Source organism: Paenibacillus harenae, from assembly GCF_030812415.1.
Lineage (GTDB): Bacteria > Bacillota > Bacilli > Paenibacillales > Paenibacillaceae > Pristimantibacillus > Pristimantibacillus harenae_A.
This window is the reverse complement of sequence record NZ_JAUSST010000002.1, coordinates 685564-703019: the sequence shown is the minus strand read 5'-3', so window position 1 is coordinate 703019 and position 17456 is coordinate 685564. Positions and strand designations below refer to the sequence as shown.

At 52.0% G+C, this 17456-nt stretch carries 11 protein-coding genes; all 11 read right to left on the bottom strand.

Features of this window, described 5'->3' with window-relative positions; translation table 11 throughout:
• Positions 1-15 precede the first annotated feature (15 nt).
• The gene (locus J2T14_RS08060; RefSeq protein WP_307469658.1) at positions 16-1815 is read right to left on the bottom strand and encodes a cache domain-containing sensor histidine kinase; all 1800 of its coding nucleotides are present in this window, start codon (positions 1813-1815) and stop codon (positions 16-18) included.
• 22 nt (positions 1816-1837) lie between these two features.
• Positions 1838-2866 carry a LacI family DNA-binding transcriptional regulator gene (locus J2T14_RS08055; protein ID WP_307469655.1) on the bottom strand — a complete coding sequence of 343 codons (1029 nt, stop codon included), beginning with the start codon at positions 2864-2866 and terminating at the stop codon, positions 1838-1840.
• A 144-nt stretch (positions 2867-3010) separates the two neighbouring features.
• Complete coding sequence (locus tag J2T14_RS08050; protein WP_307469652.1) at positions 3011-5170, bottom strand: DUF4185 domain-containing protein; 2160 nt, start codon at positions 5168-5170, stop codon at positions 3011-3013.
• A 63-nt stretch (positions 5171-5233) separates the two neighbouring features.
• Positions 5234-7690: a GH116 family glycosyl-hydrolase gene (locus tag J2T14_RS08045; protein WP_307469649.1), complete on the bottom strand. Its 2457-nt coding sequence runs from the start codon at positions 7688-7690 to the stop codon at positions 5234-5236.
• A gap of 19 nt (positions 7691-7709) precedes the next feature.
• Positions 7710-8702, bottom strand: coding sequence for a zinc-dependent alcohol dehydrogenase family protein (locus J2T14_RS08040; RefSeq protein WP_307469648.1), 993 nt, complete (start codon positions 8700-8702; stop codon positions 7710-7712).
• 24 nt (positions 8703-8726) lie between these two features.
• On the bottom strand, positions 8727-10676 hold the full coding sequence (locus J2T14_RS08035; RefSeq protein ID WP_307469645.1) for a DUF4185 domain-containing protein: 1950 nt from the start codon (positions 10674-10676) through the stop codon (positions 8727-8729).
• A 72-nt stretch (positions 10677-10748) separates the two neighbouring features.
• Positions 10749-12998 (bottom strand): DUF6259 domain-containing protein, encoded by a 2250-nt coding sequence (locus J2T14_RS08030; protein WP_307469643.1) that lies wholly within the window; start codon positions 12996-12998, stop codon positions 10749-10751.
• A 16-nt stretch (positions 12999-13014) separates the two neighbouring features.
• Complete coding sequence (locus tag J2T14_RS08025; protein ID WP_307469641.1) at positions 13015-13839, bottom strand: carbohydrate ABC transporter permease; 825 nt, start codon at positions 13837-13839, stop codon at positions 13015-13017.
• 29 nt (positions 13840-13868) lie between these two features.
• Complete coding sequence (locus J2T14_RS08020; protein WP_307469639.1) at positions 13869-14756, bottom strand: carbohydrate ABC transporter permease; 888 nt, start codon at positions 14754-14756, stop codon at positions 13869-13871.
• 83 nt (positions 14757-14839) lie between these two features.
• Positions 14840-16243, bottom strand: a complete 1404-nt coding sequence (locus tag J2T14_RS08015) for an ABC transporter substrate-binding protein (protein ID WP_307469633.1) — start codon at positions 16241-16243, stop codon at positions 14840-14842.
• Between the two features lie 101 nt (positions 16244-16344).
• Complete coding sequence (locus tag J2T14_RS08010) at positions 16345-17454, bottom strand: DUF4185 domain-containing protein (RefSeq protein ID WP_307469630.1); 1110 nt, start codon at positions 17452-17454, stop codon at positions 16345-16347.
• Between the last annotated feature and the right edge of the window lie 2 nt (positions 17455-17456).

The following is a 17456-nucleotide window of genomic DNA, read 5'->3' as shown; positions in this document are numbered from 1 at the left end:
CTCCTGCGACTGTCATTATTGTTCGCTGCATGCATCCTCATTCGAATACGGAGGGAGTATGATGGTAACTACGGTTCCTTCTCCCCACTCCGACCGAATATTCACGCCGTAATCGGGGCCGTATTCCAGCTTCAGACGATCGTCCAAATTATAGATGCCTATGCCGTGCGTTCGACGAAGCATAATGCTGTGGAGCTCGTCTTCTTTGATGCCGCCCCCGTTGTCCGCCAGCTCAACACGGATGCCGCCGGTATGCTTGTCCTTCAAGACGGTAACCGTTATCAAACCGCCCTCCTCGATATGCTCCATCCCGTGCAAGATCGAATTTTCCAAGTACGGCTGCAAAAACAGACGGGGTACCTTATGCCGAAGCAGCGCTTCATCTACTTTAAAAAGGATATCGAACCGGTCCTCGAACCTCATCTTTTGCAAATAAGCGTAGTTTTGCGCCCATTTCAGTTCCTCCTCCAGTGCGATCAACGGCTCTCCCGGACGAATCGCATATCGCATTATGTCGCTGAGCGCCGCGATCATCGAGCTGATATCATGTTGATCCCGTTCGATCGCCATCCAATTGATCGTATCTAGCGAGTTATAAACGAAATGAGGATTAATTTGCGCCTGCAGCGCACGCACCTCCGCTTCCTTTTCCTTCTCGGATACAACCCTTACCTCATGGATCAAATCATTGATTCTTCTGCCCATGCTATTGAACGCCGCGTTCAGCAGACCGATTTCGTCCTCGGAAGCAACAGGCAGCTGAAATTCGACGTTTTCCTTGTGGACCTGCTTCATCGCAACAGCCATCTGTCTAATCGGCTTCGTTATGAACCTGGATACCCATAAGGCCAGCACGATGAACGATGCGCCGAAGGCGAAGATCGTTACGATCAGAAATTGCCGAAGCTCCTTGGATTGCTCCTTCAAATCTGCGTTTGGAATAAGCGATACATAATACCAATCGTTGTACGCGGATTGTATATAGCTCATTTGGTATAGCTGCCCGTTCATTCTGATCGTCGAAAACGGCTTACGTCTGGCAAGCAGATCTTCATAGAAGGGAATATCCTTCAGCGTTTCCTTATAGGCTTCGGCGTTCGGGTGCCAGATCACATGCCCTTCCCCGTCGGCGATAAGCAGCGTCCCTTCCGGGCTTACCTTCACTTGATTGGCCAATCGGTCCAGTGCTGTAATTTTGACATTGATATAAATGGATCCAAGCGTCTGCATGACATCGGCTACGTTCTTTACCTGCATCCCGATCGAGAAATAATGGGAAGGTTCATAGGTGTAACGGTTGACGGGCAGCTCGTATGTCGGCATCCATACCGCTTTCCCGCCTGCTTCCTGTACCGTTTGCTGCCACTCGGGATGCTCTCGAAATTGCTCCTCGTAATATTGCGATCCTTTGAAATCGGCAAAAAACAGCTTCTCCCCGCTAAATAAATAGATGGAGTCGATGTCATCCTTTCCACGAAGAAAATTCCGCAAATAACGGTTTATCGAATCGGCAGACAACTGCGCCTCTGCTCCGACTGCTTGCCGGTTAATCTGACTGAGCTGTAAAATAACACTCTCGTTCTCGTAGATAGAATTTAATTGCGCTTCATATTCATTCAACAGCCGATCAACGTTTTGATTGACCAAATGAAGCAGTTGATTCGTCTCCTTATTCGTACGTTCCTGCGCGAATTGATTCGAGCTTTGATAAAATAAATAGCCGAACAGCGTAAGCGGAATGAAAATAGACAGTACGAGAAGCAACGTTATTTTTTTCTGCAGATTCATGTGTCCAATCAGCTTCTGCTTCAGCATCTTGTTTGATCTCTCCGCTTCTCTACTTTGTATCGCCCGTACGCCAAATGCTCGACTGTCTTACGACAAGGCTCGGCACAATTTTAATTGCGCTCCTTTCCATAGCCTTTCCATGCAGCCTATACATCAGTATCATCGCCGCCTGCCTCCCGATTTCCTCTTGCATAAGGGAAACCGATGTGAGCTTCGGGTACACCCTCGACGAGATATCGAGATTATCCATGCCGACGATGGCCATATCGAGCGGGACCGACAAGCCGGCTTCCTCGCAGGCATGCATCACACCGATCGCCATCAAATCGTTTGCCGCGACGATGGCTTGAGGCCGATCCGGCTGCGAGAGAAGCCGCTTGGCAACTTCGTAGCCGCCGGCTTCCGTATAATCAGATTCCTTGACCAGCTCATCCGCGTACGGCACTCCGCCCTCAAGCAAAGCATCACGATAACCGGCATACCTTTGCATGCCTGTTTGCTCGCTTAAGGAGCCGCCAATAAAACCGATTCTCTCTATGCCCTGCTGGATCAGATGCTCCGTCCCCTGCTTCGTGCCCGCGTACGTGTCCACGTATACGTAATCAAAGCGGTCTCCCCCTCCCGGCGAATCGAATTGATTGGTCAAAACGACCGGCGATGACAGTTCGTTAATCGCTTTAATATTTTCCTCGCAGAAATGAAAGGAAACCATAATCATGCCGTCTGCCACTCTCTCCTTTACGTTCTGAATCGCCTTCAGCTCTTCCGACAGCTGATGCTTCGTATAAATCAGAATGAGCAAGTAACCGTACTCCTCCGCAACTTGGTTGATGCCGTTAATCATATCGAAGTAAAAAGGATTGCAAATGTCAGGTACGGCAAAAATGATTTTATTCGTTTTTCGGGTTTTTAGCATTTTTGCAGCTTGGTCGGGCGCATAATTTAATGCTTTGGCCGCCTCGATGATTTTCATTTTTGTTCTTTTTCCGCAATAGCCATTGCCTGAAAGCGCTCTTGAAACCGTTGAAGGAGATACGCCAACCTGCTCTGCGATTTGATAAATCGTACTTTTACTCATGTTTGCCTCCCACTTCAAAGCAGCAGCGCCGCTTCCGTTCTGCAATCGATTTCACATTTTACATTAGCATGTTTTTTTTCCGTCATCAATAAAAATAATCCCCTCCCGCTTATCCATGATCAGCGGGAGGGGAAATATCCTTGCCTATTGCAATACGGCTAAATTGGATACAGGCTTCAGGTCTTTCAACGAGTTCGCGATAAATACTTTTAGCTTATACCCGGCATTGTTGCCCGGCAATTTAAAGCCCCCGGTAAAAGTTTCCTCCGCGCCCGAGGCTAGCGATTTCGTTACGCCGGATACATTCTCGACTTCGCCTTTTTTATTATACAAGACCGCAACGAGCGTAACGGCTTTTGCTGCTCCCGTGTTGTTTCTCACGTCTGCGCTGGCGGTAACGAAGCCTTTATTCGGAAGTTTCGAGATGACTTTTCCTTCGGCATCCGTGAAGGAAACTCCGCTTACGCTGTATGCCGCACCCGTAACCTTTACTTCCCTTTTGACCGGAACGGCTGCATTGCCTTCAGAGTCCGTCACTTTATAGATCAGGGAATAAGTCCCGACGATTGTTCGATCCACGCTGCCCTCTACGATGATTTTATGTGACAAATCGCCGCCCGCGCTATCGAAAGCCGAAGCGCCTTCATCGGTAAACGCGCCTCCTAGCGGCACTTCAATCGCCGCTTTGCCGCGCAGGGTGATGACAGGAGGCGTTGTATCTACAGGTAGCAGCGAATAATCGTCCGCTTGAATCCATGTGTCGCCGTTCGTGTGCATGCCCGTAAATATTTCCACCTGCGTGTTGCTTCCGGAATTGAAACGAACCGATAGTTTGGAATAACTGTCAAACCTTTCGAATTTCGTTTCCTTCAAAATGCCGCCTGCGGAATCCCTTACGCCGAAATAGCCGGCATTATTGTTTTGCGAGGTCTTAACGAAGCCGGTAAGCATATATTCCGTATTCGCTTCGACGTCTACTACTTGCGTGATCGCATTCCAGCCAGCCGTATTTCTCAGCCATACGTTGTTGCTTCCCGCTCTCGACAACGTCGCATGGTCTATGCCGCCCTTTCCTGCTTCTAGCGTCCATGGGGAAGCGATCGTTTCCGAGGCCTGCTTCTCGAAGGAAGGGTCTGCTACAAGATTATGCATCGGTGTGCCGATGTCCAGCTTGGCATGCATCAGGAATACATTATAAGGCCCCCATTCCGAAATCAGCATATACAAATCTTGGCCGTCATTTGTCCAAGGATGGATGAACCCACCGTACAGCCCCGGATATTCCGTTCCTGTAACGATTTCGGTCTCGGCGGACCAGCCTTCCGTCAAGCTAGAGGAGCTCCTCATGACGATTGCATAGCGGTTCTCATTCAAATAAGTCATAATCCACTTATCGTAATAGGAATTATACGCAACGGATAATTCGCTGACCGGAGCGTCCACGACCGCGGCTGCCGCCGCTTCGTTATTTTTCGTCCAGCCCGAGCCGTTCCAATATTCGTATTGCTCCTTGAGGAGAATGTCACCTTCGGCCGCTCTTGCCAAGTAGGCGCTGTCGAATCGGCCAGCAGGCGTTCCGAACATATAGACGTAGCCGCCGTCCTTAACGTAGGCAGCTTGGGCGAATTTGCTCGTTCCGCTCCACTTCACGCCCGATTTCGTCCAATTTTGACCCTCGTCATCGGAATAAGCGATTTCGGAGAAGTTCGTGTTCCAGCGGCCGTTAGCACCCCAATTTTTGATCTGCATATAATGGATATAATGCCTTGTGCCAACGGTAATTCCCGCAGTAGGAATCGCGGTGAAATCGCCGCTTCCGGATGTATCATGGGCAGATCCGATGATTTCTTTGGAGTAGCCGGCTTTATTCTTGTCCATGATCATCGAAGAGAAGGACAAGCCGTCCGAGAGTTCCGCATCCTCCGATACCGCAAGTAAATTGCTTCTCCAACCCGCGCCGCTGCCGCCGCCTCCGAAGCCGCCCCAACCATCGTCGTAGGAATCGCCGAATGCGACCATTACTTTTTTACTGCCATTGTCCGTAGTCGCATCCCACATGATACCCAGATCAGTCGCCGTCAAGGCGTAGTTCGTATGCGTCTGATTTGGATTCGGTACGGCCTCTCCTTCTTGACTGGCCCCCGTTACTCTTGCTATCTTTGTCGCTTTGCTTGCCGTCAGTTCGAAGGCAGCCGTATCCTTCGGCGCCGGCAGCCCGTCGGCGAAAGAGGGCATTGCTATCATAAGCATTAGCGTCGTTGCCAGTATGCCGGAACCGATCGCCTTCAAGTTAATTCGCTTCATTTCATGATTCCTCCTTGTCAGTCTGAATGACCAATACCCCGCAGCCTTCTAGAATGATTTCCCTTATAATGCAATCCAAGTACTGCAAGCCTCTACCCTGACGCCACTCATGTCGCCAGATAGAACATCAATCGAAAAGATGAGTTCCCCCGTGTTAGGGTGCTTCGTTTGCTTGTAGATGCCCCAGCCTTTCCCCGTACTCCAGAATGTGGAGAAATCGTCCTGCCGCAGAACCGGATTGAACTTCATGACCCCATTCGCCATATCGAATTCGAAACCGCTCAAGGCAATCAGCAGCCCCCAACTCGCCATCGAACGCGCGTAATGATGACCGCATTCCACCTCATTCCAAGGATTTCTCCGGAAGCCGTCATGCCGGTCGCGTACGGCCTTAACCACTGAGAGGCCCTCGTCCGCGAAGCCCTCGTAAATCAAGGTGGAGGCAACATGATATTCGACACCGGTCCATACTTCATCGGAGTATACGAAAGGAAGCTTCGGCCTTCCTCCCTCCGGCCACGTGCACATCAGCAGTCCCTGCTCATCGTGCAGCACATAAGCGCGCTGGCAATTGGCGTGACTGCTGAAATCGGTTTTGAAATTATGGCGATAGACCGCTTGAACGGCGCTTTTTACTGGCTCTTCATCCGCTAAATAACCAAGACCGTACAGATGGGCGAGCTGCTGGCCGAACAGCTGATCGGCCAAGCATCCCGAACCGAGCTGGTACTTGTGGGCATTGACGTCATCGAGACGCTGGACGAAATACTCGCCGTTCCAGGTCAGCTCGGAAAGGCGCGACGCGCTTCGTTGCTCATGCAGCCTGTAACGGGCCGCCGCCTCGCCGTCATCCATCGATTCAGCCATTGCCGATGCCGCCTTTAACGCACCGAGCAGCATAAAGCCAGTCAACGGATTCGGACCATAAAATTCAATATCGTACGTATTGTGCTGCTTGCCGTCCAATACCGCGTCCCCATCGAGATCCCAATGCGCTAATGCGAAATCAAGCGCACGCTTCACATGCGGCCACAGCTCGGCAAGAAATGCCGAATCGCCCGAAAGCTTCCATTCGCGGTACACCCGCATAATAGAGCCCAGCTGGCCGTCCGCAGCCGCAGGTGCTTTCGCCCCTTCCCAGCGCCATTCGCAATCGAACGTCTTCATCGCCCGGAACGCCATCATCCCATTCTCATCAAGCTCTTCCAGAAACTCGATCCGGCGCATGCTTTGCTCGAGCGTCGGGTAAAGAAAGGCTAATGATTGCGCGTAGTTCCAGACGTGGGTGCAGGTGCCTTCGCACGAACCCAAATCGTCAAACGTTCCTTCATAGCCGAAAAACCGTCCGTCCTCCAGCCAAAAACAGGTCGTACTGCGCAGCACCGGTAAATTTCCGGCCAACGCTTCAATCACGTAGCCGGGCAGCGTGCTCCCGTGAAGCGCATCGCGGAACGCCAATGTGCCGCCGTAAAGCCGCTCATAATGGCGTATGATATACTGACCGGCTTCCCAGGAATCGACGAACCGGGCAGCGTAACGATTGCGGACCGTTTCCCTTCCGGGACGCTTATCTCTTACATGCTCATACCAGCCGTTCATCCGATTCGGAAAGCTCCAAGACAGTATAAAGCGAAATTCTTTCGTCTCTCCGGGCTCAAGCCGTTCTATTATGCCAAGCGATCCGGTATCCGTTCGATGCTCGGCCGAGGGCGTATCGTATCCGAGATCATTCAAACGTCCGTCTTCCGTGAAATCGTCCCAAAATTCCTGCAAAAAATCATACCAGGCTCCCCTCAGCCAAGCCCGTTTATAGGTCACGTTCCGGTTTGTCGTCATAAGGGATAGGCTGCCGTACTGTAAATCGCCGGTGCCCCACTTTTCTGAATGCAAATATAAACCAGACGCCTCCTCCGCCCTTCTAAACTCGTTTACGTTTCCTCCGCAGGTCATGTCCGGATGCAAGTTTCCGAATCGGTCGTAGGAAAGGCCGCCTACCGGATTCATGAGAGAGCCTGCAATAACGACCTCGACACGCTGACCGCCCGTATTCGTAACCCGATACGATAACACGGCTGCCGGTATGCCGGAATCGTCCGGCTCAAGCGGGATCATTGGCGTGAACGCCTCCAACTCCACGCCGACCGGAAGCATCGCGTCCTCGAATGCGACCCGGGCCACGGGATATGCGCCAATCAGAGACGAACGTTCCAGCCGAGGCAATCCGCCGGCTGTCAGCGGATGATAGCCGTGCGACAAGGAATGCGGCGGCTGAAGCTTCGACTCCAGCACCCTGGAAACCGCTGTCCCCTCCTCCGGCTTTACGCGAATCGCGAAGAAGGTATTAGGCAAGGCGGTTCCTTTTGCAGGATGATTGAAAATTTCAAAATCCCTCAGTTCGCCCCTGCTGCCGAGGGATATATTGCCTGTTCCGATCCCGCCAAGCAGAAAAGCCGCTTCCTTCGCTTCACCGGGATAAGTGCGCTGCGTATTGTCGGCATAGAGCTGTTCCTTCGTAAACATCAAGAAAACTCCCTTCACGTTAAAGCTCGATCTGCACCTTAAGCAGCTCGGGATCCTTTTGCTTCGCAAGAAATTCGACGGTTTCTTCCAGTGAAATGACTTTAGACACGAGCGGCTCCAGTAAAATTCTTCCTTCTTTCACCCATTCGAATGCGGGCAGGAACGTATTATTGATAGCCATCGAGCCTAAAATCGTCCAATCCTTATGATACAGATCGAATGGATGGATACGGATCCGCGCATCCTTCGGCGTAACGCCGAATTGCAAATAGGTCGCCGTCTTGCCTAAGTAGGAGAAGGCATCCTCGATAACGGCCGGAATTCCGGTCGCGTCGACGACGACGTCGAACTTCACGCCGGCAAGACGGGATTTATCCCGCGCGTTGACCGTTTCCGTTGCCCCAAGCTTCTTTGCGAGCGCAAGCTTGGTCTCCGATACGTCGACGACCGTAAGCCGCGATGCGCCGGACCGGGATAAAGTCTGCACAAGCTGCTGGCCCATCGCTCCCGCGCCAAGCAGAAGCACGGAATCGCCCGCCTTGAGACGAAGCCTGTTCATCGCATGCACGACGCAGGCGATCGGCTCGATGAACGCGGCAGTCACAAAGGACATCGAGTCCGGTATTCGGATAACGTTCCGCGCCGGTACCGCCACGAACTCCGCCATGCTTCCGTTCACGGTATTGCCGAGAGCTCCCCAGTTCTCGCATTGGTTGCCCCGGTTCGTAAGGCAATAGGCACAGCGCCCGCAGAACAGCGAAGGATCGGCGGTTACCCGCTCGCCGATCCGAAAGCCCTCCACTCCCACGCCGCATTCATGGATCGTTCCCGAAAACTCATGACCGGGAATAATCGGATAAGGGGACAGAAACTCCCCTTCGAAGATATGAAAGTCGGTCCCGCAAATACCGACCCTTTCTACGCGAATGACAACCTCGTCACGTCCCGGCGACGGGTAAGGAACCTCCTGTACGGAAGCATGATGCGGTTTATCAATGACAAGCGCTTTCATGATTAGTCAGCTCTCCTCTAGTTGTCAATTTTTGGTCAGGCTGAACGAATCGGCCTGTATCCAGGTATCCCCGCCGTTAGCCCACATACCCGCATAGATTTCCACGCTGTGCGCATTGCCCGAATTGAACTGTACGGTATGCTTCGTATAACCCGATAAGCTGCCGAACGGCGTTTCATTCAGGATCGCGCCTCCGTTTAACAATCTCGCGCCGAAATAACCGCCGTTATTGTTCGCTGAAGTTCGGATCCACGCGGACAGCGTATAATTCGTATTTCTCTCGACGAACACTTCCTGCTTTACCGCGTTCCAGCCGGTACCGTATCTCGCGAATGCATTGTTTAGGCCCGTGTGGGCGAATCCCGTATTCCGGTCAATGCCTCCGTTACCGTTCAAATTCCAGGGAGAACTGACCGTAGGCGTTGGCTGCGATTCGAAGCCGGCGTGCCCGACAAGGTTCGCTTCTCTGACCAGGCTCACATCGTCTATCTGAACCCAGGTATCCCCGTTTGCCCACATGCCCGTGTACAGCTCGACAAAATTATTCGCCCCGGAGTTGAATTGCACCGTTAGCTCGGTATAGTTCGCGAAGGAATCAAACGGAACCTCGCCGAGAACAATGCCGTCATTAGGCACACGCGCTCCGAAATACCCGTCGTTGTTATTGCCCGATGTTCTGACCCATCCCTTTAAGCTGTAGTTCGTGAACGGTTGAACGACGACACGCTGCTTGATCGCATTCCAGCCGCTGCCGTTTCGGACGTAGCCATTATCCTCACCAGTGCGGGCCTGACCTAGATTTCGATCGATTCCCCCTTCGCCGGCCACATGCCACGGCGCCGTGACCGGTGTCTGCGTCTGCGTTTCGAAGCCGGGATCGGTTACGATATTGTCGCCGAACATGTCGGCGGAAAGCGTCGCTTTCATAAGATGCGTATTATAATCCGGGTACCAAGTAGACATGATGAAATAGAGCGTGGCGCCGTTGTTAGACAAGGGGTGCATAAAGGCGTTATATTGCCCCAATCCCGTGAAATCGCCTGGAACCAATATTTTTTCTCCGCTCCAAGGCCCGACAGGAGTCGGCGCATCCCTCATGACGATAGCTTGGCGATGCTCGTTCAGGTAGGTCATCATATAGCGTTTGAAATGGGAGTTGTATGCGACGGACAGCTCTCCGGCCACGCCGTTCGCGACCGCATATGCGGACGATTGGCTTGTTGACCAGCCGTTGCCGTCCCAGTAACGGTAAGCGTTAATATCGAGCAGGCTGTTCTCGGATACGCGAGCCAGATAAACGTCTCCGAAACGTCCGTTCGGCGTCGTGTACATGTAGACAAAGCCGCTGTCCTTGACGAGGGCGGCCATTTGAAATTTGTTATCCCAGGCCGTTGTATTGTTGTACCATCGGGCCGTTGGATGCTTCGTCCATGTCGCTCCGTTATTATCCGAGTAAGCGATGCCTGAATAATTGGTATGCCAAACGCCGGCATCGCCCCAATGGTTGACAGACATATAGTGGATATAATGACGGTTGCCCACGCTGACTCCCGCGGTTGGAATAACGGTCTGTTCATCGAAATTGATTTTTTTGGAAGGCAAAATCTCTTTGGCATGTCCCGGCGTATCCTGAATCATCGTGTCGAAGGACAAGCCGTCGGCAAGATTCGTATCCGAAGATATAGCAAGCGTATTGCTGCGCCAGTCGTTAGGACCAAATCCGTTCGTATCGCCGAACAGTACGAAATATTGTCCGCCCCCTTTATCCCAGACGATACCCAGATCCGTCCCGGTAATTTGATAGTTGACATCAGTCTGATTCGGATTGGGCATCGTCTCTCCTGCCGGCTTAACCCCTGTTACGCGCGCGACCATCTCTAAGCTCGTCGGCGTGACCGCCTCGGCCGTTGCAATGAGCAGGGAGCAGAACGCCAATTGGAATACCAATAATGACAAAAGCAATTTTTTTCTCATTCTTCTTGCACCATCCTTCTCCACATGTTTATGGTTCATGTCGGTCTGACCGGATGCTTTGCTTGCAAGACGTTAAACGTTTGCATAATAGGAATGGATTTCAAGCAGGACGACGCTTCTAGCCGGAATATCCAGCTCGAAGGAGCCGTCTTCCAGAGGCGTAAGCGGTATGCCTTCTTCACCCGACTCGCCCGTATGCAGAACATACTGGAACGAAGAGCCGGCAAGTCCGTTACGAATCGGCTCGGCTGCGGCATGAACCCGGCGGCTTTCGCCGCTTACGTTCGCAAAGAATAAGCCTGCGCTCTCCTCTTTGTAGCGCCAAGCGGAGTGAACGATCGCATCGACCTCCAACTCGCCGGAATCGTTGTATTCTTTTGTTTCCTTACCGTGATTGTAGTGGAACCAATCCACCCTAATGCGACCGCGCTCAAAATGAAGCGGAGGCAGCATCATGCCGTAGGCCAAATATTTGTTGCCAGCTCCCGTGCGCAGATCGGCGAACTGCGCCAGGTAATCGGCCCGCTCCGCAGAGAAGGCATAGCCTCTTGGCTCGAACGGATAGTAGTGCTCTTCCGGCGCATTTTCACGCCCGTCCAACGCTTCCATCGGGCTGTATTCATAGTTCAGCTCATACAAGCCGCCCCATAAATACGTACGCGCTACCGTAAAATAGTATAGCGAGCCGATTTCCTCGACCAGTTTGCCCCAACCGTCCAGCCGCACGGCACCGTATTCGTGATACACGTAAGCGAACATCGGGATAAGCTCGGCATCGCCGGTTTTGAGCAAATCGCGCAGCGGGTAGCCCTCAAGCGGCGCCGCCGGCTGTCCGCCCGCGCGGGCCTGGTAATAATCGAGCACATCCAGAAGCGTCTCGTTCATCATCTCCGTGCCCATCGGCACATAACGCCCGGCGGCTTCGATCATCGCCGATTTCGTACGAATATAATTTTGCCGGTATGCTTCATTGATCGCCCTTCCCGCGCCTACCGGATGCCCGTGCGAATCGTCCAAACATATTTTCATAATGTTATTGGCCGATATGTCGTAATAGATCGAATCTACATCATCATTGCGCTGTAGCGTCAAATCCCGCTCTACATGAAAGTGCTGCGTATAATCGGCTGCCGGGCAAATAAACGGGAATCGGTAGGCATCGATCGATTTCAGATTTTCCTTCTCCGGAAACTTCTGCGCCGCTTCCTTCCCGCGCTCCCCGTCAGCCCCCTCCATATGAAAGAGGTAGTCAAACTCGAATGGAGCGTATTTATCGCCGTAGCCTTTCATCGCCTCGATATTATCCCGGTTGAAGCGTGTCGGGAACCAGTCGTCGAATCCTCCCGGGAATCCTTTATAGAACGTTTGAGGCGCGTTCGACCAATCCGGCCCGAGAATGTGGAACATCGGCGTACGGATATGCTCGTGGTATTTGCGAAGCCACTCGGTTCGATCGGAGCCGGCGTTAATGCCGAAGGTGGCAACGCCCATCGTCTCATGAAGCCACTTGCAGCTGCCTTCTTCCATCCGGTCGATAAGCTTACCCTTCGAGCACCAGCTTTGCCGCTCTGCCCACGACTTGTAAAGTTCGGCAGCCTCGTACCAATCACGTCCTTCGAGCGGCTTTACGACGATCGGGTAATCGGCCCGAATGCCTTTGCCCGCACCCATATCCTCGCAGCCGTGAATAAAGGACGCTTCAAGCAAGCCGCTGTCGTTCTTGTAGAAATTAAGCCACTTGGCATAACCTTTCCCGTCCAACGCCGCAAAATAGAGACCGCCCTCGTTTAAACCGTAATAGGTGAAGAACTGCATCGATGCGCCGGAGAAGCTCTCCGGATATGGCATGAACCGCAAGCCCGCACCGTCCTTCTCAAAATGCTTCAAAGGATTGCGTACTTTGAATCCCGTCGCGAAGCTGTGCGCGACGCAATCGTTTTCGCCCCCCTCCGTGATTGCGCCAAGATCGCCGATGATCGGGTATTCCAGGCTGACGATGATCTCGTTCGTATCATTTAATGCCTCGCATCGGAACTCGATCTGATCGTTACCGTCCGAGATGCCGATGACCGCCTTAACCGTCAACCCATCCGATACGCTCCACGACAGGCGCATCTCTTGATTCCCGCCTGCCTGGTACTCCTGGAACAGAAATTGCTCGAAAGCGCTCGTAACTCCGTTCGCCGATTCGAGGCGGAACGGCTCTGCCGCCGCCCCGTCGCCGATATATTCCTTGCCTTTGCGTTTGTCCAGTATGCTTTGGATCGATCCGTCCGTTTCGCTAATGCCGATGCGAATACGGTCATTCGCCAGTACGATCATGAAGAGACGCCTCCCGTTACTTTAAGCCCGAAATTTTGATGCCTTTGATAATGTACTTTTGGAAGATGAGGAACAAAATAACGGTCGGAATCGCAGCGAGCGTGGAGCCGGCCATGAGCAGACCCATTTCCGTCGCGCGCTCGGAGCGGAATGTGTTCAAGAACTGCATGATTTGGAATAGGTCCGGGTTCGTAATCGTCATCGTCGGCCATACGAAAGAGTTCCAAAAACCGAGATAGGAACCGATCCCGACGATAACGAATACCGGATAGGACATGGGAAAAAATATGCTTGCGAAAATTTTCCACCGATTGGCGCCATCGATTAGCGCCGCTTCCTCGAGCGCCATCGGAATGTTTAAATAAAACTGGCGGATGAAAAACATATGCCCTGCCGAGGCGACGCCAGGCAATACGAGAACAGCCATCGTGTCCAGCATTCCCATCTCGGTCACGACGATAAAGGAAGTGAGCAGGATAGCCATGCCCGGAATAAACATCGTACAGATGACGAACACCCATAACATGCGTTTAAACCGGAATTCAAGCCTGGCGAACACGTAAGCCGCCATCGAATTAATGATTAAGCTTAACGCGGCAAAAACAACCGCGCCCGAGAATGTCACGCCCATCGATTTCAGAAACATCGGATCCGACAAAATGCTGGCGTAATTCGAAAACAGCCATTTTTCCGGGAAAAACCGGAACGGCGTCGTCAATACCTCGGTTTTGGCCTTGAAGCCGGCGATCATCATCCATGCGAGCGGAAACAACGCCGCAACCGCTATCAGGATGCCGATGGCGTACATGATCGTTTTTACGGTTTGCTCCTTTAATTTCATCGTTTTCTCTCCTCCATTCGCATGCTCGTTTAACCGTCGACCGCTTTTTCCGAATTGAGCACTTTGAAAATAATAGCCGAAATGCTGCCCAACACAAGGAACAAAAGAAGTGCCGAAGCAATCGAATGGCCGACAAGGACGTCATTGCGGAAATGGTTGAAGATGTACAAGTTCGGCGTCGTCGTTTCGTCAAGCGGTCCCCCGCCTGTCATGACCAGCGGCAGCTCGAATTGCTGAATGGCGCCCGTAAAGCCGGTAATCAGCAGGAACAATACGACATTTTTGAGCAAAGGAATCGTAATATGAATCATCTTCGTCCAAGAACCGGCGCCTTCGAGATCCGCAGCCTCGTAGTAGCTTTCAGGAATATCAAGCAATCCGGCAAGCATAATCAGAGTCGTAATGCCGAAACCAAGCCATATTGCAGGCAGCGCGATGCTTGGGAGCGCCGTCTTCACATCGGCGAGCCAAGCTTGATTTTCCACTCCGAACATATTAACGAGAACGTTGGCAAGACCGGCGTTGTAGTCGAAAATAAACACGAAAATGACCGATGCGACTATACCCGAAATAATTGTCGGAATATAAATCGATGTCTTGACGAATCCGGAAAGTCTGGTACCCATCGACCTTATGACATGCGCGAACAGAAAAGCGAGAATCATTTGAGCAGGAACAACAAACAAAGCGAACTTCAATCCTGTAACGATTGCTTTCATAAACAGCGGATCGTTAAGCACATTGATGAAATTTCGCCAGCCGACAAACTGGGATTCCTGATAAAAGCTCCAGTCGTAGAAACTGACATAAAGCGCATAAACAAACGGGATGACGACAAAAATGGTCAACGGCACCACGATAGGGATAAGCATCGTATAAGCAGTCACATTGTCGAACCGTGTTTTATTCTTCTTCATTTGCACTCACCACCGTCGTATAAAGGTACGGGGATCATCCGTCCGGTAGCCTCTGCCCCCGGACGGTTCTCCCCGGCCGTTAGTTATTGCGGATTCGTACCCGCTAATTTTGATTTTGCAATGTAATCGTTAATTGTTTTTTCCGCTTTCTCGAGCGCCTTCGTTACGTCCTCGCCCTTCATAGCGGACTCGATTGCCGTTGCAAACGCGATACTGACATCCCAAGGGTAAGCCGGCTCCGCTTTCGCATAAGGAATGACTTTCTCGGCGATCAGCTTGCGCCATTCGTCGGCGGAAGCCGCCTCATCTTGATTCATTGCGTCATCAACCGATTTGCGCGGCGAGAATTTGGAGAATTGGCTTGTTTTGAAGAAGTCGATCATAATCGCCGGGTCGCCTGCCAGCAAGTACTGAATGTACTGCCCGGCCGCTTCCGGTTGTTTCGATTTGCCGTCGACTACCAGCGTCCAGCCGCCGAGCGTCGAAGTCGGTTTCGTTTGGTCGCCGTCGATGGAAGGCATCGGCGCCACGCCGATTTTGTCTAGCATGTTCTTGTAGTCGTTGCGGAACAATCCCATTGCCCATGATCCGCTGACCGTCATTGCCAGCTTGCCTTGACCGAACGGCGCTGCGTCCGCATAAGCGGAAAGCTGCTGCTTCGGCATAATGCCATCTTGGTACAGCGTTTTGTAGAAGGTAAGCAATTGTTTGTAGCCGTCGTTCATTACATCCGCTTTGGACCAGTCGTCCGTAATAGGAAGATGTCCTGCAGCGTTGTGCTGCAAGCCCCAGCTCGACCAGCCGAGATCAGGTGCGGTTTGCGCAATGGAAGCTCCGAATATGCCTTTTTGAGTCAGTTTCTTGCCGTATTCGATAAACTCTGCCCATGTAACCGGCGGCTTAGCCGGGTCAAGTCCCGCCGCTTCGAACAAGTCCTTGCGGTAATACAATACTGCGGATGGTTCAACAAGCTTCGGATAAGCATAGAATTGACCGTCGACCGTTACAAATTCTTTCACGTTATCGTAGAGGTCATCGAATACAGTCGGATCCATCAAGTCGTTTAGCGGCTTGATTTGACCCGTTTTGGCTGCGGGAGCTATTCCCGAGTAGCTCATCGTCATGATGTCCGGCGCTTTGCCGGCCGCTTGCGCCGCTTTCAGCTTCTGCGCCCATGCATCGCCGGGAACGATCGTCAGCTTGACTTGAACTTGGTCTTGCGATTTGTTGAATTCATCGGTCCATTTCTTGAACCAAGCGTCCGTCGTGTCTTCGAACTTATTCGCCCAGAATTCGATCGTCACTTTCTCGGCCGGCTTTTCACCGGCATTGCCGTCGTTTGCCGGCTCATTCGTGCTTCCTTGATTGCCAGTGTTGCCTGTGTTGCCTTCATTCGTGCCGGAATTGCCGCAGCCGGACAATACCAACGTAAACATGAGAACTGCAGCAAGAATGCCCGTCAATACCTTTCCACGATAAGCCTGCATGTGTGAATCCTCCCTTTTTTTAAAAAAAAGATAGTTTTATTTAAACGCCGAAGCGTTCAAACCGGAATCGAATTTGTTCACGTTCACTCATTTAAGCGCTTTCATTTATTCAGCGTTGCTTTAAACCAAAATACGTTGTAGGGCCCCCACAGCGATAAGGTGAAATAAATCGTTTTGCCGTCATCTTCGATATATTGAGGATTCATATAAGGACCGTATAGGCCCGGATATTCGGTTGACGATATCAGGAGGGTCGTATCGCTCCATGGCCCCCAAGGCGTGTGGCCTTCGCGTAGAACGACACCCTCGCCTTCCTTCAAATAGGCCATCATCCAGTTTTCGAGATACGGATTCCAGATAACGGAAAGCTCGCCGACCGCATCGTCTACAACAAGCTTGGAATCGGCGATATCCTTGCTCCAAATCGGCTTGCCTTCTTCGTCCGTGCCAGCGAAATAGTCGTATTCGCTCAACTTTTCAATGGAAGCCTCATTCACTTTCATTAATTTCACGCCGCCAAAGCGGCCTGACGGAATGCACCAGAAGTAGATATCCGATCCGCCCTCGCCATTCGGAACCTTATAAGGGCTTACTTGAATGAAGTGGCTGTCGCCTGGCCATTTCAGCTCATCCAAAAGCGACCAGTTCTGGCCGTCGTCCGTAGACTTCGCAACGCTTCCATAGTTAGCGTCCCATTGACCGGGATCGCCCCAATGGTGGACCGACATGTAATACAGATAAAGACTGTCATTCGCATACACGCCGTGAGTCGGTATTTTGGTCATTTCGTCAAAATCGACTTTCTTCGAAGGCAGCAGCTCTTTCGCGAGTCCGATCTCATCCGTTATCATCCCGTCGAACGCGATTCCGTCCGACGGGTCTTCATCGGTAGAGTATGCCAGCACATTGGATCGCCAGTAGCTGCCTCCGGCGCCGGTCGAACCGTCCGACCGTTCGCCGAAGGTGTCTCCGAAGACGAAATAGCTTTTGTCGTCCGCCTGAATCATCGATCCGAGGTCCGTACCGAATACCGCGTATTGGTCCGTCCCGTTTATCGAGTCTTTCCCCGTTAATTGCGCGACCTTCTGAAGATCGGTAACGCTTTTTAAGCGGAAGCTATCATCGCCGCCGTCCAGCATTTTCTTTACGCTTTGATCGCCGGACTGGCATGCCGATAACAGCAAGCATAAGATCAGCAAACTGCCCGTCATCG

Excerpts from the sequence above, each read along its gene's own strand:
- J2T14_RS08045 (WP_307469649.1), bottom strand. The coding sequence starts at position 7,690 with ATGTTTACGAAGGAACAGCTCTATGCCGACAATACGCAGCGCACTTAT.
- J2T14_RS08025 (WP_307469641.1), bottom strand. The coding sequence starts at position 13,839 with ATGAAATTAAAGGAGCAAACCGTAAAAACGATCATGTACGCCATCGGC.
- J2T14_RS08055 (WP_307469655.1), bottom strand. The coding sequence starts at position 2,866 with ATGAGTAAAAGTACGATTTATCAAATCGCAGAGCAGGTTGGCGTATCT.
- J2T14_RS08050 (WP_307469652.1), bottom strand. The coding sequence starts at position 5,170 with ATGAAGCGAATTAACTTGAAGGCGATCGGTTCCGGCATACTGGCAACG.
- J2T14_RS08060 (WP_307469658.1), bottom strand. The coding sequence starts at position 1,815 with ATGCTGAAGCAGAAGCTGATTGGACACATGAATCTGCAGAAAAAAATA.
- J2T14_RS08020 (WP_307469639.1), bottom strand. The coding sequence starts at position 14,756 with ATGAAGAAGAATAAAACACGGTTCGACAATGTGACTGCTTATACGATG.
- J2T14_RS08040 (WP_307469648.1), bottom strand. The coding sequence starts at position 8,702 with ATGAAAGCGCTTGTCATTGATAAACCGCATCATGCTTCCGTACAGGAG.
- J2T14_RS08030 (WP_307469643.1), bottom strand. The coding sequence starts at position 12,998 with ATGATCGTACTGGCGAATGACCGTATTCGCATCGGCATTAGCGAAACG.
- J2T14_RS08010 (WP_307469630.1), bottom strand. The coding sequence starts at position 17,454 with ATGACGGGCAGTTTGCTGATCTTATGCTTGCTGTTATCGGCATGCCAG.
- J2T14_RS08035 (WP_307469645.1), bottom strand. The coding sequence starts at position 10,676 with ATGAGAAAAAAATTGCTTTTGTCATTATTGGTATTCCAATTGGCGTTC.
- J2T14_RS08015 (WP_307469633.1), bottom strand. The coding sequence starts at position 16,243 with ATGCAGGCTTATCGTGGAAAGGTATTGACGGGCATTCTTGCTGCAGTT.